The organism is Marinobacter flavimaris (assembly GCF_045057155.1).
GTDB classification, from domain to species: Bacteria; Pseudomonadota; Gammaproteobacteria; order Pseudomonadales; family Oleiphilaceae; genus Marinobacter; species Marinobacter manganoxydans.
This window is the reverse complement of record NZ_CP171359.1, coordinates 590954-612656: the sequence shown is the minus strand read 5'-3', so window position 1 is coordinate 612656 and position 21703 is coordinate 590954. Positions and strand designations below refer to the sequence as shown.

The following is a 21703-nucleotide window of genomic DNA, read 5'->3' as shown; positions in this document are numbered from 1 at the left end:
ATTTCTTGACAAGCTGAGGTCATTTAAAGACAAAATGACGTTCATTCAGGACGGGGAAGATCAATGATGACGACGCAGAAGACGGGTGATTTGCAAAAACCCGGTCCCGGCATTCCATCGAATTACTCACGGCTCATTGCACGTGAGCTCGATTTAACAGCCAAACAACTGCCACGTCTGCTGCTCGGCACCGGGCTTGGTGTGACGCAATTCCTGAGCGAGGAAAGCCTGCTTACCGCAGCGCAGCAGGTGCGGATTCTGCGCAACGCACTGGATCTGTCCGGCCAGCCGGAATTAGGGTTATGGCTAGGCAAGCGACTGACCCCGGCAACCCATGGTGCGATGGGATTCGTGGCCTACAGCAGCCCCGACTTTCTCACTGCGCTGCAAGCGATTCATACTTTTCTGCCCACGCGCGCGAGCTTCATCCAACTGCATTTGCGGCAAGTCAACGAGCGCCTGGAATGTATTCTGGACTACCAGGAGTCGCTGGACGATGACATACAGCGGTGCCTGTCGGATGCGATGGTTAAGGCCCTTTTTGAATTTGGCGAGTTTATAATTGGTCGCCCTTTGCATGAGGCTGAAATATGCTTCGCTCATCCTGAACCCCCGTATCAGGCAATGTATGCCGATTTTTTGCCCGGGCAGATTCGCTTTGATTGCGACCAGTTAAAACTTACGTTGCCGATGTCGTTGTGTCGGGAACCGAATGCCTCCGCCAATCACGAAAACTATCGTCTGGCCTTGCAACAGTGTGAATCGATGCTTGCGCAACTTCAGTCGGATAAACCGAGCTATCAGACCCAGCTGAAGATGATGATGTTGTCCCGACCGCCCGGAACGCTCAGTGAAGACGAAGCAGCGGCCTCGTTGTTCATGAGCAAACGCACCCTGGCACGCAAACTCAAACAGGAACGCAGCGGTTTTCGGAAAGTTCGCGACGAGATTCTGTCCCAGCAGGCAGCGACCTACTTGCGTGACAGCCAGCTGTCAATCGAGGCCATTGCCGCGTTGATGAACTATCACGACAGTGCCAATTTCAGACGCGCCTTCAAGCGCTGGTTTGACCAGTCGCCTGAGCAATTCAGGCAAAATGTCAGATCACAAACCGTGCATCCGCATGATTAGCGATCATAAACAGAGGCTACTTGCGTTTGTGAAGCCAGAACCTATGCCTGACCCCCTTTATTGATCACACCGTCCATAGCGATCTGCCAGATCAAGTCGCCAATGGCGTCGAGTGAATGAGCCCCGTTCGGGTCGAACCAGGTTGCAACCCAGTTGAGCGCCCCAAGGCCGATCAGGCGGAGCAAACGGCCGTCAACATTCTTCCGGATCACGCCCTGTTCAATCATTGTTTCGAGGATCTCAGCCCACAGGGACTCGTATTGGTCACGCAGTTCGATGATTTCCTCGCGAGCCTCCGGGCCCAGCGCTCGCCATTCAAACAGCAGCACGTAAACCGCGTCCGAATCTACCAACAGGGCTCGCAGATGCGCTTTGATACAAAGACGCAACCGTTCAACCGGGTCATCCGAACTGGCGTAAGCCGACTCGACCTCTGCGGTAACCAGGTCCACCCCCCGGCGCATCAGCTCGACAAGCAGCGCTTCCTTGCTGTTGTAACGATAATACAGACTTCCGGGCAGCATATTGCAGGCCTCGGCAATCTCCTTGAGCGACGTCCTTTCAAAGCCTTTCTCACGAAAAAGCCGGGCTGCGTTAGACAAAACGTCGCCCTGGTCGCCCAGTTTGCTTGCAGGAGTCATCTGTCTGTTAACCATCGCTTAAGTATCTCCTCAGCAAGCCAGTTCGTTATTCATCAGAGCGGCCACCACCTGACTTGTTACACTGATCGTACGCCATTGCACGGGTGGCGTGCCATTTGCCTCAACAGATTCTTGACTTTTGGTTGGTTAACCAACCAAAATCCAGCAACAATGTTATTCGGAAGAAACTGACATGGCAATGACCTATGACAATCAGCTGTTTCCCGCCACTTCCACCCCTGCGCGAAATGCAAACCGGGGTGGGCATATCTGATGACGGAGTCGAACAGAGCTCAGCACAGTGACGCTGTGACGACGGCGTGGCAGTTTACCGAACAGGTTCCCCACGGCAGGGATCTGGGTATGCAGGTTGTCTCTGTGAACGGAAACCAGGTCTGCATGCGCCTGACCCCACAGCCGTGGATGTTCGCCGAAGAGGATACACAAGAAATCTGCACCAGCGTGCTCTACTCGCTGGCCGACTCCGCCGGAGGCTTGGCGGTATTCGCGGGGGCCCTGGAGTTGATGCCCATTGCCACGCTGGATCTGCGCATGGATTATCTGCGGCCCGCCATCGGCGACCGTGCCCTCTTGGCGGTGGCCACCTGTCGTCATTTAACGGACGAGGTCGCGTTCATCCATTGCGACATCCTCAGCGAGAGCGATAGTGCACTGTTAGCGACGGCAAACGCCACCTTCATGCGCAACACCCAGGGCCAGCGATTCCAGGCCGGTGGACGAAAAAAGGAGGGCGCATGAGCACGACTGGCGATTCGGCACAACCCATCTCAGGCCCTACCGAAAGCGGGAAAGAATGTTCCGACTGGCAGGCTCTGCTGGAGCGCATTCCCTACGCACGGCACCTTGGGCTTGAGGTTCAACGCGACGATGTAGGTCTAGTGGTTCATATGCCGTGTCGTGAAGCGCTCATTGGCAACTTTATGCTACCCGCCCTCCATGGCGGCGTGCTTGGCGCCCTGATCGAACTCACCGCGCGGGTCGCTGCGCAAAGCCAGGATACCGACAAACGTTGCCCACGCATTCTCGACAGCCACATTAACTACCTCCGCTCCGCGCAGGCCCGATCGACGTTCGCCAGCGCCGAAATTGTCCGGCAAGGCAGGCGGAGCAGCCTGGTCCGGGTGACTTGCTGGCAGGGCGATAAGCGCAAACCGATCGCCAGCGGTCAGGTTCAGTTGTTGCTCCCGACAATGGCGGCCAAAGAAGCAGATCTTCATGAACAATAAGCACAACAACCCTGAACGCGACCAATTCCAGGCGCCGGATGGCGCGGAGATCGCACTGTGGCGTTGGCCGCAATCCAAAGCGCGCCCCACGGTGCACTGGGCCCATGCAACGGGTTTCCATGGCCGCCTGTACCGCCCCCTCCTTGATGAGCTTGCCACGGACGTCAATGTCCTGGCCTGGGACATGCGGGGGCACGGGGCCAGCGCCGGTGCGGCGAACTTTTCGACATTCCGGGGCTGGGAAACCTACTATCGCGACATGATCGCTCTGCTGGATAGCCTGGACGAGCCGGTCTGGCTCGCCGGCCATTCCATCGGTGCCACCACCAGCATCATGGCCGCTGCCCGACGGCCAGACAAAGTGCTGGGCCTGATTCTGGCGGAACCGGTGATCATGGATCCGGGGCAGGGCCTGAAGCTGTGGCTGGCCAAGCTGCTACGCCAGTCACATCGGTTGTCACTGGCCGCCGGAGCCGCACGTCGGCGCCGGGTATTCGACTCGCACGCTGCTGCGCTGGACAACTATCGTGGCCGCGGTGGCTTCAAGACCTGGCCCGATGCATGGCTGGAGGCCTACATCCAACACGCTTTTCTGCCGCAGGACGATCAAGTTCGCCTGGCGTGTGCGCCGGAGTGGGAGAGCACCACCTTTGCCCATACCGAACACAACCCCTGGCCCGGTATTCGTCAGTTGCGGTGCCCGGTTATCGCGCTGGCGGCGGAGCGCGGGTCAACCTTCTCGCCGGCGGCGCGAAAACGCCTGCAGACCCTGCTGCCCCGGGCTGACGTCATGGTTCTTGAAGGTACGACCCACTTCCTGCCCATGGAGCAGAACGAAACCGTTCGCGATGCCATCCTGCAACTTGCGTTGTCCGGACACCGCGAGAACTGATACCCACACCTTGATTTTGCTAATCGGGACACCTGCCATGCGCTGTATGCTGACACTGTTTATCTCGCTGCTCATTCTGTCTGGTTGTCAGCAGTCTTCGGAACCGCCCCCACAGGCCCGCGCCCCTATCCCCTGGGTAAAAACAGTTGAACTAAAGGACGCCGGCCCAACAGCGCACAGATTTTCAGGAACCCTGCGAGGCCGCCACGAAGTTCCTCAGGCCTTTCAGATCGCCGGTCGGATTCAACATCGTTACATTGATGCCGGTCAACGCGTGGAAAAAGGCGACTTACTGTTCAAACTCGATACACGAGACCTTGTAGCAACGGCGGAGGGAGCCGCGGCGGATCTGAAGCGTGCAGAAGCGGCCCTGGCAATTACCACCAATGAGCTCCAGCGCCAGCAGCAACTTGTGGGGCGTCAGTTTGTCAGCGAACAAACCCTGCAACGCCTTGAGTTGGCAGAGCGTGAGGCGCGCAGCCAGGTGCAAACGGCTTCTGCACGCAATCAGCAGGCTCAGAATGCCTTGGGGTATGCGGAACTGAAAGCCGCCCATGCAGGCGTGGTCACTGAGGTCATCGTTGAACCCGGCCAGGTTGTGGGTGTCGGTCAAACCCTTGCCGTTCTGGCCGAAGATCAATCGCTGGAAGTCGAGGTTTTTTTACCAGAGGGCAGTAACCCGCCCAGGCGCGGTTATGTTCCTTTGCCCACTGGCGAACAGCTTGCTGTGAGCCTGAGAGAGATTGCCGGGGCTGCCGACCCCGCAAGCCGGAGCTGGCGTGCCCGATACAGCCTGGAGGGGCCCTACCCCTCGTCTTTAACTCTGGGTTCGGTGGTGAGTGTCCGGTTAGCACAGAAGCAAACCGCGCCCAGCCATCGCGTACCGCTGGGTGCCCTCGATGAGAGAGGGCAAACGCCACAGGTCTGGTTGGTCTCCGATGGCACGGTGAAGCCCCTTGCGGTCGAGGTGATCGATCTGGGTGAAGAGTATGCGCAGATCAAGGCCGATATCAACGCGGGAACGCCCATCGTCGCGTTGGGGACACACCTGCTCACGCCTGGCATGGCGGTGCAGGAGCTGGCTCAATGAGCTTACCGAATCTTTCCGCGCTGGCAGTGCGCGAGCGTTCGGTCACCCTCTTTTTTCTTTTGCTGTCCGTTGTTGCCGGTTTCTACGCGTTCTCCTCCCTTGGTCGGGCGGAAGACCCTGCGTTCACCGTCCGGGCGATGGTGGTTTCTGTCGTCTGGCCAGGAGCAACCCCCGAGGTGCTGCAGAATCAGGTCGTGGATCGTCTGGAAAAGCAAATTCAGGAGGTGGCGTATACCGATACCATTGAAACAACCATTCGGCCCGGGCAGGCCGCCATGGTTATCCGATTCCAGGATTCGACGCCCAGCGAAAAAGTGCCTGATCTCTTTTATCAGGTCCGCAAACGCATGCTCGATGAGCAATCCAACCTGCCCCGGGGGGGTGATCGGCCCCATCGTCAACGACGATTTCGCGGATGTGTATTTCTCCCTGCTTGCCCTGACGGCACCTGGGCTGCCGATGCGTGAACTGACCCGCGAGGCAGAATCGATACGGGATCGCCTGCAACGGCTGCCCGGCTTGCAAAAAGCACAGCTCCTGGCGGAGCGTCCTGAGCGGGTGTATCTCGAATTTGATCAGGACCGGCTCAACAACCTCGGTTTGTCGGCAGAAGAGGTGTTGCAGGCGATAGAGGCCAACAACCGTCTTCAGCCTCTTGGCTTTGTTGATCTTGCCGGCCCGCGGGTTTATGTCCGCAGCAACATCGACCTGTCTGACCTTGAGCGCCTCACCTCAGTACCTCTGCGTATCGGAGACCAGCTTATCACCGTGTCTGATCTGGCCGAGGTGCGTTTAGGTTATGAAGATCCTTTGAGCTACATCGTCCGCTCCAACGGTGAGGATGCGATCCTGTTAGGTGTCGTCATGCGCGCGGGTGAAAATGGCCTGGAGTTTGGTGAGCGGCTGCGCGAGTTTGTCAGTGCCGAACAGGGCAGGCTGCCGCTGGGAATGTCAATACAGACCCTGACCGATCAGGCGGAAGCCATCACTCAGGCGGTTGATCTTTTTCAGGTCAAGTTTCTGGTTGCGTTGGTCGTCGTGATGGGGGTCAGCATACTGGCGATCGGTCTGCGCGCGGGTTTGGTGGTGGGCATTGCGATTCCTGTGACCCTCGGCCTGACTTTCTTGTTGATGAAAATGGCGGGCATAAACCTGGACCGCATCACCCTGGGTGCGTTGATTATCGCACTGGGTCTGTTAGTGGACGATGCGATCATCGCCATTGAAATGATGATCGTGAAGATGGAGAGCGGCTGGGACCGGGTACGGGCAGCCAGTCATGCCTGGAGCGTAACCGCCGCGCCCATGCTGTTCGGTACGCTGGTGACGGTGGCCGGATTTGTCCCCATCGGATTTGCCCAGTCCGGAGTGGGAGAATACACCGGCAACATCTTCTGGGTGCTGGCTTTTTCGTTGTTGATTTCCTGGGTGGTGGCGGTAACTTTTACGCCTTATCTGGGCGTCAAGCTCTTGCCCGATTACACCGGGCATATGGGCCAGGACCTTTACCAAAGCGCGTTTTATCAGCGGTTGCGTGGGGTGATCACAGCGTGTGTTCAGTACCGGAAAACCGTCGTTTTTATCACAGTGGGTTTGCTGGCGATCAGTGCTTTCGGGATGGCAACCCAGGTGCAGAAGCAATTTTTTCCCAGTTCTGATCGCCCTGAAGTTCTGATCAGTGTCTATGCTCCGCAGGGGAGCGCTATTGCCACCACGGATCAAAGTGTCAGACGCCTGGAAGCAATTCTGATGGACATGCCGGAGGTGAAAAGCCTTTCCGCTTACATCGGAGCCGGTGCACCGCGATTCTTCGTATCGGCCAACCCCGAGCAGCCGGACCCGGCATTTGCCAAGTTGATTGCCATTGGGGAGGACGTTGAAGGGCGCGATCGCATCATCTCGGCATTGGAAGCCAGAATCGCGGCGGGTGAATTTCCGGAGGCACGAGTGCGTGTAACGCGTTTGCTGTACGGTCCGCCGGTGGTCTGGCCGGTCAGTTTTCGTGTGCTGGGTCCGGAAGCCGATCAGCTCAGAGAGATCGCGCACCAGATCCGGACTCTCATGACCGGGCATCCGAACATCGTCATGCCGCATCTCGAATGGGACGAGCGCGTACCCACGCTCTATCTTGATATGGACCCGGAAAATCTGGGTTGGATGGGCCTGACCCCGGCAGAGGTTGCCCGGCAACTCCAGTTCCAACTTCGCGGAGTGGCCGTCACCGAACTGCGCCAGGGCATAAGGAGCGTTCAACTGGTGGCGCGTAATGCACGTGGCGAAGTGATCATGCCGGAAGATCTTGAGATCAAAACCCGCGACGGCCGCAAACTTTCCGTACAGCAACTGGGCAAGTGGCAGGTTCGTTACGAGGACCCCGTCATAAAGCGTTACAACCGTGACCCCTTCCTGGCCGTTCAGGCCGATGTAGAAGGTGCCCAGCCACCGGATGTCACCAAGGAAATCTGGAGTGCGATGACAGCCCTGCGTGAACAGTTGCCGGAGGGTTACCGTATTGAAATTGGCGGTACGGTGGAACAATCAGCCAAAGCCAATGCTTCAATCCAGACATTACAACCGGTGATGTTGGCGTTGATGCTGATCTTTATCATGCTTCAGATGCGTTCATTTATCGGCACATTGACTGTTCTTGCCACCGCGCCACTGGGGCTGATTGGGGCTGTGCTGGCTCTGCTGCTGTTTAATCAACCCTTTGGCTTTACCGCGCTGCTGGGGTTGATTGGCCTGGGCGGCATCCTGATGCGAAACACCATGATTCTGACGCAGCAGGTGCAGGACAACTTCAAAGCAGGAATGGCTGCCCGGGAAGCCGTTGTCGAAGCGGCAGTCCAGCGTGCCCGCCCCGTGGTACTCACCGCCCTGGCGGCCGTTCTGGCGTTTGTACCTCTGACCTTTGACCTGTTCTGGGGGCCGCTGGCTTATGTGCTTATCGGTGGCGTAGCGGTCGGCACTCTGATTACGCTATTGTTTGTCCCGGCGCTTTATGCCCTCTGGTTTCGGTTAAAGAGCGAATGCTTAGATTAGATCGGCCCCACAGTTTAGACTGGAACATGTTATTAGAGTGACTGACGAAATCACCCGGGAGGGCAACGCTTATAGCCCGCTCATCCGTGAAGTTCAGTCCGGGACATCATGCTGGCCCAGGCGATCCTTTATCGTGGCGCGGGCTTCGCCACCGTCTGGCCGCAGTTCCTGGCCATCGCCTTTGTCGGGGCTGCCCTTTTCGGGTTTGCTCTGGCACATTTCCGACGGACCCTGAACACCAGCCGCCTGGAAAAGCGCCAAGACGCGTTCAGATGCGCTGGTTTGGCAGGGTCCGCATGGCCCCTTTAACTATGAAAACACTCACTGAATCAGATACGCGCTTTATTGAACGCATGGGCCAGTTAGCCCAATCAGACGGGCTTTCTCGTATAGGAGGAGAAATCTGGGCGGTCCTCATCGTGTCTGATGACCCGGTCAGTTCGTCAGAGTTGGTAGGACTATTGCGCGTCAGTAAGACCAGCGTGAGTACGAATACCTGCTTTCTTGAACGGTTGGGCATTGTCGAACGTCGTTCAGCGTTAGGTGAACGGCAGGATTTTTTCAATTCGTCCCAACCCTTATGCTGCTTTCCTGGAAGGCCAGATAAAAAGATATCAGACCGCAAAATCGGTCGTCGCGGAAGCCAGGTCGACGATCACGAATGACCGCAATCGGGCCAAACTGGCTGAGCTGGAGAAGTTCTACGGCATGTATCATCACAGCTTGAATGATCTGTTGGAATATTTAAATGCTCAAGCCTCTGAGGTAGGAAAATAGGGCATCGCAGTGGCTTTGTGAGTGCAATCCACCCCTCCTGGTCAAAACGGCCTCCCTGACTGCAATCTTCCCTTCGATTTTCTCAGGCTGAAGCAAAAAGCCCTGGCTGTTGAACCAGGGCTTCTTGGGGTTACTGCTGTGTGGTTGGTGAGAGATAGGTGAGAGAAAGCTTACCTTGAGGGATTTCAAGATGGATAACGGTGTCTGCATTCAGCCCCAAAAGATTGATGATCGGGTTACAAAGGTTAGGAACCAGACTGCATATACCACTTACATTATTCGAGTTGAGCGTAATATCTCCTCGCACTTCAACGTCAATCGGGACCCTCTCGACATTAAGCAGTTGGATCTGTATGCGGCCATCCTGGAGAAAGGTCACAGGCCCTCTCAGCGTCAAGCGGTCACCACCCAGGTCCTGAATGGGATAGCTGCGCAGGTTATGGTCAAGCTCGGCCGGGCCAATGCTTGGGTTGAGGTAAGGTGCATCCAGATATACGTCCAGACTGAGCTCGAAGGTAAACTGGCCCTGCTCATTGGTGTATAGAAAGCCCGTCAGCGGTTTGACATTCCCCTTTTCATCCCTTGGGTATCTTATGCGCATCATGAGCGGACCGGTCGAGATACTTTCGTTAGCCTCAATGCCGGTGTCTGCAAGCCCAATGCTTGCAAATGCATCCAGTAACGCAGTATCTATTTTGACCCACACATCGCTGGATGTGGTGGCTAACACAGATGGCGAAATTTCCACCGGTACCCTGCCCTGGTCGTCCGGTGTTCCTGCCACGAAGGTATCAAGCATGGCTGTCAGATAAATGAATTTGTCTTCCCGGCAGCTTTGCCCGACTTCACATCCAATTTCAGCGTCAACCACAAGAGAATCTTGCTGAGGAGGATTCAGTGACTCGACTCCATTGGATGCCAAGCCTACCGCGTTGGCAACGCTTTCTCCTGTTTGAGAGCCGGCCTCAAGACCTTTTGTATAGTCCAGATCCGCATTGGCATCGGCCGCCGGCAGGTTTCTCAGCGGCAGGTAGGTGGCAGTCTTCTTCTCGATACCGGTGAAGTAGTTCACCAGCGCCGTGCCGCCCTCGGTTCTGTGGGTTGCATCCCATTTACCCTGGGTGAGCAGGACGGTTTGCAGGGGCAGCCCCGCAGTTGACTTTATCACTGAGTTGTCATCATTGGCGGCATTCAGCGTATAGCGGTAGAGGCTGCCTGTCTCCCACGGAACCAGGGGCGTAATGGTCAGGGACCGTGGCTCGGTCGTGAGGGTGTATTCGGAGGTCGCAATTTCCTCCCATTGGCCAGTATCCGTTTGCCTTTCAACCGTCAGAGTGATGCCGGGGACGATGGTTTGTGGGTCCATGTTAAGGGAAAAACGGACGATAATGGGCTTGTCGGTTTCGAGTTGACCAAGGGGGAGCAAGTCGTCATCGGCTTTGCCCCCGGCACAACGTCCCTGGTTGCCGGCGTTGATATCAATGCCGGCTTTGGCGCAGGGATAACCGGGCCGGGTTATCAGCGCAAGCGGCGACTGGTCCATTGGCGTGCCCGGCTCGGTCGGGCTGAGTTGGAACGGCAGGGCAATCTGGCTGGCAAAGGTGTTTCCGGCCAGGTCCCGCAAACCGGACCCGTTTTGCGACGAAGCCCCATTGGGATTGAGCCTGAGAACGTAGCTTGCGCCATGCACCAATGGTTCCGCCGGATGAATCACCACACTGCCGCCATCGGCCTTCAGGTTCGCATCAACCAGCACCCCATCCTTTTCCAGCTGAATGTTGTCGGAATTGATAGATGATGGGAGCAGCGGTTCGTTAAAGTAGATCACCAGATTGTCGCCCGGGCGAAGCCTGGCCTGATTGTCAGTGCCGGGCACCCAGCTCGTGATGAAGGGCGCTTCGGTGTCCGCGAAGTCGGCCTGCAGCGGGGCATCTTCGACGTTGCGGAAGCCGTTCAGCTTGAAGGAGATCAGGCCTGAGGCCGTGTCAATACCCATCACGTCCGGCTCAATAACGCCAACGGCTTCGATGCTCAGCTTGCCGTCCTCGACGATGGCGGTGCCCACGAGCTGCACGTGCATGAGCTGTTGGCCAAGGGCGCCGTTGGCAACAGTGTTCCCGGTATTCAGGGCCATATCGATGTAGAGCTCGAGCACCCGGGGTGCATCCACTGCATCGGTATAGGGGTTGGGCATCAGGAAACCATTGGCATCCGAGAGAAAGCGAACTTCGACGGCTTCGGATTCGAACCCGGCCGGCACGGCGCCGGCGACCTTGACGACCACGGAGCTTCCGGTGAGCAAGGTGCCCCGGTCGATCCTCAGGGGAATGCTCTGGCCCGCCGCTTCAAATTTGGGAATAAAGCCCAGTTCCGCGAACACGGTGCCGGTGACACTGGTCGGGTTGTTCGGGCCCAGAAGAAGGGAGCTCAGGTTTACCGAGTTGTAATCGGCACCGGTCAGTGGCAACTGGCCGGGTATGCTTTCAGCTACCTGGCCCATGATCTGGCGCTTGCCCGTCGGGGAGCGGGAATCGATCGGGTTGAAGGTCAGTGTGTGATCTTCGGACAGGGCATCATCGAGCAGAGCGCTTTTGATGCCGGTAGTCACGGTCAGGTTATAGGTCAGGCCCGGATCCAGGTAGCCTTCCGGATCCACCGTGACCCGGTGGCCCTTGGCGTATACTTCGGCATTCACCGGTTCACCGTCCTGGTCCGTCAGGCGGATGGTCTGGCCGTAAACCACCGATTGCGGGTCGAGGGGCTCGGTAAACTGAAGCCGGAATGTCGTAAAGTCCGTGACGGGGTAGTCGTTCCCTCCGTCCGGAATGGCTCGCGCCAGTTCAAATCCGGTGCCTTCGGTCTGGCTCAGGATAGGGCCGGATGTGGCCGGTTCTGTCCTGAATCTGATGCCATCTGCGGTCAGTGACACCGGTGTGCCGCCAGCCTGAAGGCCCTCTGAGGTCAGGGTGTAGCTGGTTCCCGGCGCAAGCGCCTTGTCCGGCTTTGCCGCAAGCCCCATCTTGTCTTCATCAGTAAACATCACGTCGGTGAGGGTAACCTCGTTTCCGGTGGCATCCTTCAGGATCAGAGAATCGGGAATGTCAGTCAACGGTGTGTCGATGGACTTGTTGAAACGCAGGAAAACAGGTGCCGTTGTGGGAACGGTGGACGTGACATCGGGCTGATCACTGCCTGACGACATTGAGTCAGCCGGATAGGCAAACATTAGCGAGCCGGGTGTTGAGCTTTGGGTCATTGTTTGCTCGTCACCGCCACAGCCTGCGAGTAACGTGGTGACACTCAATGCAATAATTGTTCTTTTCATGCCGCACCTCTTCAGAATTTCAGCGTAACTGAGCCGCTGAACACGTGAATATCGCCATCCGCAGTAACGTCTTCTTCGTTTCCGTTGAAATCAACAATGGTGAAGTCGCGCTTTTGCAGCATCTGATACTGGTAACCGAGGTCCACGCGAACGGGGTAGGCCAGAAAACGGGTACGGTTGTACGTTGCACTGAGGCCAAGTCCAATAGAGATCTTGTCGGTATCCAGGTAGTTAACTTCCCGGTTTCGAGTGGTTTTCAGGGGGGATTCTCTGTAGGCGACACCAGTAAGGAACATGAAGTTATCATTTAACCTGTACTCGCCACCGATACGAGGGACCAGGATGTCGTCAAACTGCATCCGGGCAGCGGGGGAAAGGCTGGCCTGATCCTTAATGGTGTCGCCGGCAAATTCGTCCTCCAGTTCTGACCAGTTCTGTTGTTCGATACTGCCGCCAATGCGCCAGCCGTCACCTTGATACTGAGTGCCGATGACCCAGGTTTCCGGCTGAAAGGAGTCGATCGTCGTGACCGCAAGGGCAAGTCCCGGGTCGGGAATCGTCTGGCTGACAATGATGTTTGCATCGACGCTAGTGGAAGATGCTGATTTTGCCCGGTAGGCCAGGGCCGTTTCCCAGCCGCTCAACCAACAGCCATTTTCAGGGCAGAAGGTTTTGCCCCAGTTGATGGAGGTACTGACAATTGACTTTACAGAGGGCTCGGCATTAACAGACAGGCGCTCACGCTGTGTCTCACCGGCGAGGTTCGATATCGCATCGAGGTCGGCTTTGGCTTCAAGCGTGATCCTTGCCGAAATGCCGGCATCAATACCACGCCAGATAGTGGTGGCAGCACCGATATTGAGGAACAGGGGCTCCTTGCCGTACTCCAGGAACTGGCCGCTTTCCGATGTATTTGAAGAAAAAGCCAGCAGTTCCTTGCCGTATTTCTCCACTCCCGCGATGAAGCCAAGATAGATCGGATGGTCAGAACGAGTCATTGAGGTGAGATTGGTTTTCATGCCGATCAGCACATGCTGGCTCGGAGAATCGGCGAGTATATCGCTATTGCGCTGAGGGCTTTCCGCCCTTAGTTCCTGTTCAGCATGAAGCAGGCCAACGGTCAGCTCACCCTTGGGATCTTTTGTCAGATATGCAGGGTTATAGTAGGTGGCAGACACCTGATCATTGAACATTGAGAGAGACTGAGCTGTGGCCACGTCGACCGCCATTACCCCGTAGGTGGTGCCGATGTTGCCCATGCTGGCCTGGGCAGAAAGAGAGAATCCTGCGGAAAGTATTGCAACTGTAAGGGATATCGCCCTTACCGAAAACCGGGGGAAGATCGCCATTAATACACTCCATAGCTCTTTGTTTTTGTCTATACGCCGGTGCTTCTGTCTGGGGAAAGGCACACGTTGGTTTCGGATAGGAGTATATGTTGCTTGTCCTTTCAGGAATCTGGCTTTCTTGACGCAACTTAACGGCAGTAGAGCCAGGCATTGCCATTGCCGGAAGTTGAAATGCATGATTGACATTTCGCACTTTGCGACTTTTTAGAGTGAGTCTCGGGCTTATCGGTACTGGGGATCTCGAGGGTTGTCAAAACCTATAACTTGTAAAGAGACCTGTATAAGCAGGGGTTACATTCCAGACAGGTCCAGCGCGAACATTAAAATGGAATCGATCAGCCTAACTCAGCCTCAGCAACAGCCGGCAAATCCAATAAAGCGATCAGTGGGCATGCGCTTCTGCGTTTTACAATATATTCATGCTCTCCTCCCCCGGTAGCCGCACCAGAGCGGCGCGGCTACCCGTGATATCAATTGGCGACATCATTCTCCCGGCTTTACCGGATCCCGGTACCCCGCCATCATCTTCATCATCCAGCCCGGGTACTCCTCGGGCAGGCGGCTGACTTCATCCAGGGCTACCAGTTCATCGTCGGACAAGCGGATTTGGGCCGCGCGGATATTGTCCCTGAGCTGCTCGGGCCGCTTGGCGCCAACGATGATGCTGGTCACAGGCTTCTGGTGTAGCAGCCATGACAGGGCAATCTGTGCCACATTGACCGGTTCGCCGTCGATCTGTTTGCCATCGGCAATCTCCCGCATAACCTTGATGACTTCGCTGCCCCGCTCGCGGTTGACGGGCGGAAAGTCAAACTTGGCGCGCCGGTTTTCTTCGGAAACGTCCGGCCCCTCGTATTTACCGGACAGGTAACCCCCGGCCAGTGGGCTCCACACCATCAGACCGACGTTCTCAGATTCCAGCATCGGAATAATATCCCGCTCCAGATCGCGACCTACGAGGGTGTAGTAGGCTTGCATGGATATGATCGGGCACAGGTTGCGGGCCCGGGTGATGCCGATGGCTTTCATCACTTGCCAGGCGGCCCAGTTGGACAGGCCCACGTAACGCACATGGCCTTGCTGCACCAGGGTGTTCAGTGCCTCCAGAGTTTCCTCGATCGGTGTGGCCGGGTCAAAACCGTGGATCTGGTACAGGTCAATATAATCCGTTTGCAGGCGCGCCAGGCTCGCCTTGCATTCGCTCATTATATGGCCGCGGGAAGCACCACGGGCATTGGGGCCAGCCCCCATGGGGCCAAGCACCTTGGTCGCCAGCACCACATCTTCGCGGCGAACGCCGAGATTCTTCAGGGACTGGCCGACGATGCGCTCACTGGCGCCGAAACCATAGATGTTGGCGGTATCGATAAAGTTGATCCCCGCCTCCAGGGCGATCTTCACGAGTTCGTCGGCCTGTTCCTGCTGCAACTGGCCGATCAGGCCCCAGATGTCCTCATCGCCGCCGAAGGTCATGGTGCCCAGGCACAGTTCGGATACGAACAGCCCCGAGTTGCCCAGCGACTTGTAGCCTGGACGATTGTCTCCATCGAACAGTGGTAAACTCTCAGTTGCCATGTTGCACCTCATCATGCTTTTCGGTTGGTGTTCCAGAATTCACTGTAAATACTGCCGGTTTCGGTTTGTTTGCACTCGCTTGTGTTACTGGGTGAAGATGGCCTTGTAGAAACGCATGGTGCCATCCCAGGAACGGCTGGCAGCCTCTTCATCATAACCAACCGGCATGCCGAACTCCTCGGCGATCTTGTCGGCGCCTGGGTTGGTGAATGAGTGCAGTACTCCGGGAAAGCTCACCAGTGTCAGGTCGACTTCGGCATCCTGCATCTCCTTGACCAGGCCCGCGACCTGATCCGAGGGGACCAGCTTGTCGGCACCGCCGGTGTACACCTGGATCCTGGCTTTCACGGACTCGGGTTCAGCCGTGAGGGGGCTGCCGAGCGCGCCGTGGAAGCTGACAACGCCGTCCAGATCGACGCCCATGCGCGCCATGTTGAGAACCACGGCGCCGCCAAAACAATAACCCTGTGCCGCAATTCGGGACGCATCAACACTTTCGTGGTTCTTCAGGATGTCCATCGCCTTCATGAAGCGCGCCTTGACCTGACTCATGTCCCGAGTGGCTTCCTGCATGAACTTCTGGGCGGTATCGGGATGGTCGGCTTGTTTGCCAGAGCCATACATATCCAGCGCAAACGCCGTATAGCCGGCCGAGGCAAGTCGTTCTGCCTGATTCCGGGCAAATTCATTGTGCCCCCACCATTCATGGACCACCAGAACCCCCGGACGCTTTTGCCCGAATTCATCATCCCAGGCCATGTAGCCGGTGAAGGTCTCGTCGCCGACTTGATACTCGATGGTTCTGGTTTGCGTTTCTGCCAGTACCTGCGTACTTGCAACAGTGAGTGACAGCGTGGCTGCTGCCAGTGCTGTTTTCAGGGTGCTCATCATCTGTTTGCTCCTTTTCGCTCGTTATGAGTCAATTTGCGTAGCGATTCTGTACATCAAAGCGCGATTCCTGTCCCGTCGTTACTGGCAGCGGGCGCGCAGCAGTCGCGTTGCGGCATCAAACACGGCGAGGTCTTCTTCGGTGCGCGCGGCAAGGTGGGCCCCTTCCAGCATCGCCAGGGTCGCCTGCGCTTCATCGGCGGGACCCAGGATGGCCGAGACGGATCCATCCCTTTGTCCCAGTTCAAACGTTGCCGTAATCCACTGCAGAACCATTGCGCGAACGGCGCCGACTCTGGCAATAACGGTGTCGGACAGGCTTTCGCGGCAGGTCGAAAAGGCAACGCACAGACACACGGTCTGGCCATCATGCAACGCCCCGCGGTACAGGGCAATGAGTGCCTTGAGGCGCGCGCCAGCGCTGGCATGGGCTGCGTCTATCTCGGTCAGACCCTGCTGCAGACTGGTCTGATAGCGCTCGATCAAGGCTTCGGAGAGCTTCGCCTTGGTGGGGAAATGATAATGGATCGAGGCCTTTCGAATGCCGATGGCCTCGGCCAGATCCGCGTAGCTGAACCCGTCAAAGCCCCGTGACCGGACGGTGTGCTCGGCAAGATCCATCAGGGCTGTTCTGGTATCACGGTTCATGGTTGTTCACCTGTCTGCCTTTTCAATCCCGCTATTGCCGGGCTTATACCCTCGGTGCCCCGGCAAATCGCAGGTGCCCCGTTTTCATCCAGATCTTGGCGCCGTCGTCCCCGGCCGTCACGGACAACCTGTGTCCTTCAGGGAGGCGCAGCCAGTCATGCCTGGCCAGCACCTCGCCATCCCTGATAGCCGAACCTTCGACCACCAGCAGTTCGATTCCGCCGGGCGCCTCAGAGGTCAGTGTCGCCCCCGCATCGAGCTGGCTGTAGGTCACGATCTCACGATCGTCCTCATGCAGCTTTGCGGTGGCAACGCCGCCCACTGGGGCGCCCAGCTCGGCCTCCATATTCTTGCTGAACTGGGTGCGGTCGGCCAGGTCGAACTGCCACAGTTTCACAAATATCGTGCAGCCCGTTTCAGAGCCCGGAATATGTGACGTGGTTGGGGGGTTGCGCACGTAGGTGCCAGCAGGGAAGTCACCGTGCTCGTCCTGGAACACGCCATCGAGTACGATGAATTCTTCTCCACCGGTATGGGTATGCGCCGAGAAATGACTGCCCGGCGCATAACGCACGATGGTCGTGGCGCGGGCAACTTCGTCCCCGATCCGGTCCAGCATGCGCCGCTCCACCCCTTTCATGGGCGAGGGCTGCCATTCAATCTGGTCGGAATGCATAACCACCGGTTTGGAGAAATCTGCATTGATCTCCATGTTATTCCTCCCTTTTGTGCCCTTCATGTTTTCAGCGCTTACATTAAATCCGAAGGTTTCGGATTACCCGGCAATTGAAGGACGGGCTGCGACTTTTGCGCGCCAGGCCTGGAGATTGGTCAGGGACTCGGGAATGTCCACCTTCGCGAAATCCGCAAACCCCAGGCCGGCAAAGGCGGTGATGTCTGCGACCGAGAAGCTGTCGCCTGCGAGAAACTCATTGTCCGCCAGAACGCTGTCAAGATAGGTCATGGTTGCGCTGGCAATTTCTTTCTGTTTATTACCCCATTCAGCACACTGCCAGGTTTCCAGATCCGGACCAAGCCCGGGGGTCGCGTGATGGAAATAGGCACCCACGGCATTCATCAGACCGTTTTCTGCCCGCAGATTCATCATTGCGATACGGGCACGCTCCGCTGGGGTTGTACCCATAAGGGACGGACCATCAAAGACGCCGTCGATATATTCGGTGATGGCATTGCACTGGGCGATGCAGGTGCCGTCGTCAAGTTCCAGCATGGGCACGGTGGCATCCGGGTTTTTCGTCTTGAACGCCTCGGAACGGTGCTCGCCGCCCATGACATCGACCGGGACGAATTCCACCTGGTTTGTTGCGCCTTTTTCTGCCAGAGCGATGCGAACGCGGAGCGGGTTCGGGAAGCCTTCGATATCGTAGATTTTCATTGATTGCCTCTGTTGGTCATTAAACATGCGCCAATTAATCCACCTATTAGTAGGTAGATGTGCAAGAGGCAATTTGATTGTTCTGCTTTTCTTTGCGCTGTTGACAAGACATTCCAAACGCCAAGAACAGCCCGGGCCTTCTTGCAGTACATAGCCAAACCAAAAAGCCAGCTTCTCAGTTAGACGATTTGATAAATATCGAAGTGTTTTTGTTGAAAGAAGCGTGTGCGAAAGAGCAGCCGTGAATGTTCGCTTATGTTTACTAGCGAACCTTTGGCAAGTCATCCCAGCTGGTCGTATACGCCGGCGACAAATGCCCCCGCCGCATCGCGTAGGCCGCAGGCCCTGCCTCTCTGGCCATGTAGACCGTCGCCCTGGACTTTCGGTTGATCGTATCCATCACCACCATCAGGCGCTCCGATCTGCCATTGTCTGGCACCTGCTCCGGGGCCGCTTGGAATAGATCCTCTTGAAGCCCCACTTCTTCCACTAGCTCCCCCAACATAACGCCGGCCTTTGCGTAATTAAATCCTTCCCGGTACATCGGTCGAAGCAGGTTCAGGGCCTGCTGCACAATAACCCGGGAGTCCTGGCTGGGCTGGATGAGCTTCACGCTGGCACTGCGTGAATACTGCGGTGCCGTCGTCTTGAACGGATTCGTTCGAATGAACACCATCAGCTCTCCCGCATACTGCTGACCTCCCCGAAGTTTTTCGGTAGCGCGAGTCGCAAAGTGCACCACGGCTTCTTCCAGGTCGCTCAGTTTTTGAAGGGGCTGACCAAATGAACGGGAGCACATGATTTGTTTCTTGGGCGGTGGCACTTCATACCACGGCACACAGGGAATGCCGTTGAGTTCGCGGGCCGTGCGTTCCAACACGACAGAGAACTGTTTTCTGAGCGTTGCCAGATGGGTATCCGCTAACTGTAACGCCGTGACTATGCCCATGGCCTGAAGCCTGGCACGGAGTTTTCGCCCGACACCCCATACGTCCTCAACCGGTACGCGAGCCATCAGCCGCCGTTGCCGGGCGGGGTCCGTCAGATCGACTACGCCGCCGGTTGCCGGGTACTTCTTGGCGGCATGGTTGGCCAGCTTGGCCAGGGTTCGCGTAGGTGCAATGCCCACACAGACTGGCAAGCCGACGTTCTGATAAACCGTGTTCTTGATCTTCCGCCCAAAGTGCTCGAAAGACACCACCCGGTCAATGCCGGTCAGGTCCAGAAACGCTTCATCGATGGAATAGACATCTACTCGCGGAGCCAGGGCTTCAAGAGTGGTCATAACCCGTCTGCTCATATCGCCATAGAGGGTGTAGTTGGAGGAGAACACCTGGATGCCGTACCGGCGAATTTCCGGTTTGATGTGATGAACCGGCACGCCCATCTTGATCCCCAGCGCCTTGGCTTCTTTGGAACGGGCGACGACGCAGCCGTCGTTGTTGGACAGCACCACAACCGGTGTATGACGCAGATCCGGACGGAACAGCTTCTCGCAGGAGGCATAGAAGTTATTACAGTCCACCAAGGCGAATACGGCTGTCTTCATCCGGCTTTGGCCTGTTCCCGGTACAACGCAGCCCCGAGAGCGGCAAAGTAACACTGAAAGGCGTCATTTATCCGCTGGCGATGCTCGCCCTGCGGATACAGACCCGCCTTGGCTTCATGAGAGTGAACGGTTCCGTTTACCAGAAATCGGTTACGCGGCTGGCTGTCTTCAATGAAGGCTTCAAAGGCGCGAGCGCACAGCTCCTCCGGCTTGGTGTAATAAACCGTTCTCAAGTGCTGATCGGCCATCAGGGAGGCCCTGAACAAAGTGCTGGGTGCAGTGCCGTCCTCCGTCAGCATGATGGCCTGGAAGCAGGCGCCTAGCCGTTCATTCAGTGGGTGGGGTTTACTGCTTACGCTGTTCAGCCAGGCACTGGAGGCGAAGGCAAAGCCGAACGGTCCGGCATTCCGGTAAGCTTTGCCACCCATGTAGTGATCAAAGGCGTGAAACCACTCATGAGCGAGGCTACCTGCACCGGCGTTCTTGGCCAGCGCCAGCTGCCGGGTGGCAGGGATATAGTGCGCCGCCACGCCCAGCCGGCCGCCGATGCCATACTGCAGGCCCAGCGTGCTCCTTAGGGAGATCAATGGTTCCGGTCCTCGCAGGATCGTCATCAAATCACACAGCGCCTGATAAAACCGGCCGGCTGCCCGGCCCCGCTCCTGGGGCGTCACCCAGCGTCCGACCTCGATGCTGCGAAAATCGAACCGTCGTCTTACGGTGACAAAGGATACTGCCGATTCAGGTGTCATCCCTGGCCTCCCCGCTTGAGTGACCGAATGACGTTGGTGACCACCCCAAACACCTCCATCACCATATCGCCCTCGACGGTAATAGGCCGGTACGCTGAATTCCTTGGAAGGAGGCGAACAGGCGGTGGCGTCAAATGCAACTGCTTGACCGTCATCTCGCTTTCCAGGCTGGCGATGATGATGTCTCCGTGCTTGGCTCTCAGCGACCGGTCCACCACCAGGACATCGCCGGGATAGATGCCAGCCTCGATCATGGACTCTCCCTGAACACGCACGAAGAATGTGGCCGCAGGATGCTGGATGCAGAGCTCGTTCAGATCGATGGTTTTCTCAATGTAGTCCTCCGCCGGAGATGGGAAGCCAGCCGAGACCCGTTCCAGAAACATCGGAATGTTCAGGCGGGAGAAGGATTCAAAGTCACCAAGCAGAATGCAGGACATGCTTTACACCGAATACTGTTTGAATATACAGTATTTTGGAAAGATAATACGTATGGGTCAACCCATCATTGGGCACAGTGTTTTATACTCGGACTAATACAGCTGCCAGGAAGGCGGGAGGAGTCTGTATGAAAAGCGTAGTACTGATGTTTGTTGGGGGCTTAGTGGGAGGCCTGATTGGGCCAGTGACAGCACTGGTGAGTGTGGCAGCCGGTTACGTGTTAGGTCGCGCTCTGACACATTCGGTCGCACCGAAGCCGAGTGAGGAACAGTCGCACTGTCGTTAACGCAGCCCCTCGTAGCATTAATCCTTCACATGCTCCCGAACAAGCTCTAGCGCTTCTTCCATGTGCTCAAACCGGTGACTCCCGCCCTCAAAGCTGTGTACCGAAAAATAACCCCCAAGCTCCCTGACGGTGTCGTTCCACGGAAGCAGTTCATCCCCCTGATCCAGCAGTACTAACCCGCTGCCATAGTGGGTGAAAGGATAGTAGCTAGAAACCACTTCGTCCGTCAGTTGATAGGCCTGCCCCTGATGATCGACACCCGGCCCTATCCAGGACTTGAGAGCGTGGGCAGGCTCCGTCACCGGGTTGATGGCAACAAACGGAATACCCGCTTCGGCTCCCAGAATACCCGCCAGCCATCCTCCCATCGAAGTCCCAACCAGAAGATCCGGGTTCACTTGCATCAGCTTGTCCAAGCTCTCTTCGATAACGTCTTCCGAGCCTTGGGTGTAATCGATGTCGTGACCATAGACAGGACCAACCCTGGCGAGCGTTTTGAGTTTGTCGCTGTTGATATCGAAGCGGCTGGCGAAGCCATGGAGGTAGTAGATTTTTGGCATATCCTTCACTAGGGACGCTATATTTTTCCTGACCTTAGCACCGTTGGCGGGTAAATGCCTGCTTCCTAGCCCAAGCGCTATCCCCTCGCACCGCCGGATAAAGAAAGGGGTGTG

Annotated in this window: 18 protein-coding genes and 1 pseudogene; 6 read left to right on the top strand and 13 right to left on the bottom strand. The window is 56.9% G+C overall.

Going from position 1 to position 21703, the window contains the following annotated elements; all coding sequences use genetic code 11:
* The first annotated feature begins 63 nt into the window (after positions 1–63).
* Complete coding sequence (locus ACGK9W_RS03015) at positions 64–1131, top strand: AraC family transcriptional regulator (RefSeq protein WP_008170312.1); 1068 nt, start codon at positions 64–66, stop codon at positions 1129–1131.
* A gap of 41 nt (positions 1132–1172) precedes the next feature.
* Here the strand turns inward: ACGK9W_RS03015 and ACGK9W_RS03010 are convergent, their stop codons facing one another.
* Complete coding sequence (locus ACGK9W_RS03010) at positions 1173–1787, bottom strand: TetR/AcrR family transcriptional regulator (RefSeq protein ID WP_008170313.1); 615 nt, start codon at positions 1785–1787, stop codon at positions 1173–1175.
* Positions 1788–2045: 258 nt separating this feature from the next.
* Between ACGK9W_RS03010 and ACGK9W_RS03005 the strand changes: the two genes are divergently transcribed.
* The 5 genes and pseudogenes from ACGK9W_RS03005 to ACGK9W_RS02985 all read left to right on the top strand — a co-directional run bounded on the left by ACGK9W_RS03005 (position 2046) and on the right by ACGK9W_RS02985 (position 8043).
* Positions 2046–2531, top strand: a complete 486-nt coding sequence (locus ACGK9W_RS03005; RefSeq protein ID WP_008170314.1) for a PaaI family thioesterase — start codon at positions 2046–2048, stop codon at positions 2529–2531.
* Positions 2528–3019, top strand: coding sequence for a PaaI family thioesterase (locus tag ACGK9W_RS03000; RefSeq protein WP_008170315.1), 492 nt, complete (start codon positions 2528–2530; stop codon positions 3017–3019). Before ACGK9W_RS03005 ends, ACGK9W_RS03000 begins: the two co-directional genes overlap by 4 nt.
* On the top strand, positions 3009–3911 hold the full coding sequence (locus tag ACGK9W_RS02995; protein ID WP_008170317.1) for an alpha/beta fold hydrolase: 903 nt from the start codon (positions 3009–3011) through the stop codon (positions 3909–3911). Before ACGK9W_RS03000 ends, ACGK9W_RS02995 begins: the two co-directional genes overlap by 11 nt.
* A gap of 37 nt (positions 3912–3948) precedes the next feature.
* Positions 3949–5001 carry an efflux RND transporter periplasmic adaptor subunit gene (locus ACGK9W_RS02990; protein WP_008170319.1) on the top strand — a complete coding sequence of 351 codons (1053 nt, stop codon included), beginning with the start codon at positions 3949–3951 and terminating at the stop codon, positions 4999–5001.
* A pseudogene (locus ACGK9W_RS02985) lies at positions 4998–8043 on the top strand (efflux RND transporter permease subunit). Before ACGK9W_RS02990 ends, ACGK9W_RS02985 begins: the two are co-directional and overlap by 4 nt.
* Before the next feature lie 93 nt (positions 8044–8136).
* Here the strand turns inward: ACGK9W_RS02985 and ACGK9W_RS02980 are convergent.
* From ACGK9W_RS02980 to ACGK9W_RS02925, 12 genes are all read right to left on the bottom strand, one after another.
* On the bottom strand, positions 8137–8262 hold the full coding sequence (locus ACGK9W_RS02980) for a hypothetical protein (RefSeq protein WP_264622537.1): 126 nt from the start codon (positions 8260–8262) through the stop codon (positions 8137–8139).
* A gap of 688 nt (positions 8263–8950) precedes the next feature.
* Positions 8951–12145, bottom strand: a complete 3195-nt coding sequence (locus ACGK9W_RS02975) for an Ig-like domain-containing protein (protein WP_039881818.1) — start codon at positions 12143–12145, stop codon at positions 8951–8953.
* Between the two features lie 11 nt (positions 12146–12156).
* Complete coding sequence (aupA, locus tag ACGK9W_RS02970; protein ID WP_008170331.1) at positions 12157–13494, bottom strand: alkane uptake protein AupA; 1338 nt, start codon at positions 13492–13494, stop codon at positions 12157–12159.
* 483 nt (positions 13495–13977) lie between these two features.
* Positions 13978–15069 carry an aldo/keto reductase gene (locus ACGK9W_RS02965; protein ID WP_008170333.1) on the bottom strand — a complete coding sequence of 364 codons (1092 nt, stop codon included), beginning with the start codon at positions 15067–15069 and terminating at the stop codon, positions 13978–13980.
* Between the two features lie 84 nt (positions 15070–15153).
* Positions 15154–15960, bottom strand: a complete 807-nt coding sequence (locus tag ACGK9W_RS02960; protein WP_008170335.1) for a dienelactone hydrolase family protein — start codon at positions 15958–15960, stop codon at positions 15154–15156.
* 78 nt (positions 15961–16038) lie between these two features.
* On the bottom strand, positions 16039–16605 hold the full coding sequence (locus tag ACGK9W_RS02955) for a TetR/AcrR family transcriptional regulator (RefSeq protein ID WP_008170337.1): 567 nt from the start codon (positions 16603–16605) through the stop codon (positions 16039–16041).
* A 43-nt stretch (positions 16606–16648) separates the two neighbouring features.
* On the bottom strand, positions 16649–17317 hold the full coding sequence (locus tag ACGK9W_RS02950) for a cupin domain-containing protein (protein ID WP_008170339.1): 669 nt from the start codon (positions 17315–17317) through the stop codon (positions 16649–16651).
* 63 nt (positions 17318–17380) lie between these two features.
* Entirely contained in the window at positions 17381–18001 is a 621-nt protein-coding gene (locus ACGK9W_RS02945) for a glutathione S-transferase family protein (RefSeq protein ID WP_008170341.1), read from the bottom strand.
* A 262-nt stretch (positions 18002–18263) separates the two neighbouring features.
* On the bottom strand, positions 18264–19550 hold the full coding sequence (gene umuC / locus ACGK9W_RS02940; protein ID WP_008170345.1) for a translesion error-prone DNA polymerase V subunit UmuC: 1287 nt from the start codon (positions 19548–19550) through the stop codon (positions 18264–18266).
* Entirely contained in the window at positions 19547–20302 is a 756-nt protein-coding gene (locus ACGK9W_RS02935; RefSeq protein WP_008170346.1) for a CLCA_X family protein, read from the bottom strand. Before ACGK9W_RS02935 ends, umuC begins: the two co-directional genes overlap by 4 nt.
* A complete protein-coding gene (gene umuD / locus ACGK9W_RS02930) occupies positions 20299–20742 on the bottom strand; it encodes a translesion error-prone DNA polymerase V autoproteolytic subunit (RefSeq protein ID WP_008170348.1) in 444 nt (147 codons plus the stop codon). Before umuD ends, ACGK9W_RS02935 begins: the two co-directional genes overlap by 4 nt.
* 304 nt (positions 20743–21046) lie before the next feature.
* Positions 21047–21589 (bottom strand): YqiA/YcfP family alpha/beta fold hydrolase, encoded by a 543-nt coding sequence (locus ACGK9W_RS02925; protein ID WP_039881819.1) that lies wholly within the window; start codon positions 21587–21589, stop codon positions 21047–21049.
* Positions 21590–21703 lie beyond the last annotated feature (114 nt).

Bases quoted from the DNA above. Each gene is read 5' to 3' on its own strand.
- ACGK9W_RS03000 (WP_008170315.1), top strand. From the start codon at position 2,528: ATGAGCACGACTGGCGATTCGGCACAACCCATCTCAGGCCCTACCGAA.
- ACGK9W_RS02965 (WP_008170333.1), bottom strand. From the start codon at position 15,069: ATGGCAACTGAGAGTTTACCACTGTTCGATGGAGACAATCGTCCAGGC.
- ACGK9W_RS02945 (WP_008170341.1), bottom strand. From the start codon at position 18,001: ATGAAAATCTACGATATCGAAGGCTTCCCGAACCCGCTCCGCGTTCGC.
- ACGK9W_RS02960 (WP_008170335.1), bottom strand. From the start codon at position 15,960: ATGATGAGCACCCTGAAAACAGCACTGGCAGCAGCCACGCTGTCACTC.
- umuC (WP_008170345.1), bottom strand. From the start codon at position 19,550: ATGAAGACAGCCGTATTCGCCTTGGTGGACTGTAATAACTTCTATGCC.
- ACGK9W_RS02995 (WP_008170317.1), top strand. From the start codon at position 3,009: ATGAACAATAAGCACAACAACCCTGAACGCGACCAATTCCAGGCGCCG.
- ACGK9W_RS02990 (WP_008170319.1), top strand. From the start codon at position 3,949: ATGCGCTGTATGCTGACACTGTTTATCTCGCTGCTCATTCTGTCTGGT.
- ACGK9W_RS02975 (WP_039881818.1), bottom strand. From the start codon at position 12,145: ATGAAAAGAACAATTATTGCATTGAGTGTCACCACGTTACTCGCAGGC.
- ACGK9W_RS03015 (WP_008170312.1), top strand. From the start codon at position 64: ATGATGACGACGCAGAAGACGGGTGATTTGCAAAAACCCGGTCCCGGC.
- ACGK9W_RS02955 (WP_008170337.1), bottom strand. From the start codon at position 16,605: ATGAACCGTGATACCAGAACAGCCCTGATGGATCTTGCCGAGCACACC.
- ACGK9W_RS02980 (WP_264622537.1), bottom strand. From the start codon at position 8,262: ATGTGCCAGAGCAAACCCGAAAAGGGCAGCCCCGACAAAGGCGATGGC.
- ACGK9W_RS02950 (WP_008170339.1), bottom strand. From the start codon at position 17,317: ATGGAGATCAATGCAGATTTCTCCAAACCGGTGGTTATGCATTCCGAC.
- aupA (WP_008170331.1), bottom strand. From the start codon at position 13,494: ATGGCGATCTTCCCCCGGTTTTCGGTAAGGGCGATATCCCTTACAGTT.
- ACGK9W_RS03010 (WP_008170313.1), bottom strand. From the start codon at position 1,787: ATGGTTAACAGACAGATGACTCCTGCAAGCAAACTGGGCGACCAGGGC.
- ACGK9W_RS03005 (WP_008170314.1), top strand. From the start codon at position 2,046: ATGACGGAGTCGAACAGAGCTCAGCACAGTGACGCTGTGACGACGGCG.
- ACGK9W_RS02935 (WP_008170346.1), bottom strand. From the start codon at position 20,302: ATGACACCTGAATCGGCAGTATCCTTTGTCACCGTAAGACGACGGTTC.
- umuD (WP_008170348.1), bottom strand. From the start codon at position 20,742: ATGTCCTGCATTCTGCTTGGTGACTTTGAATCCTTCTCCCGCCTGAAC.
- ACGK9W_RS02925 (WP_039881819.1), bottom strand. From the start codon at position 21,589: ATGCCAAAAATCTACTACCTCCATGGCTTCGCCAGCCGCTTCGATATC.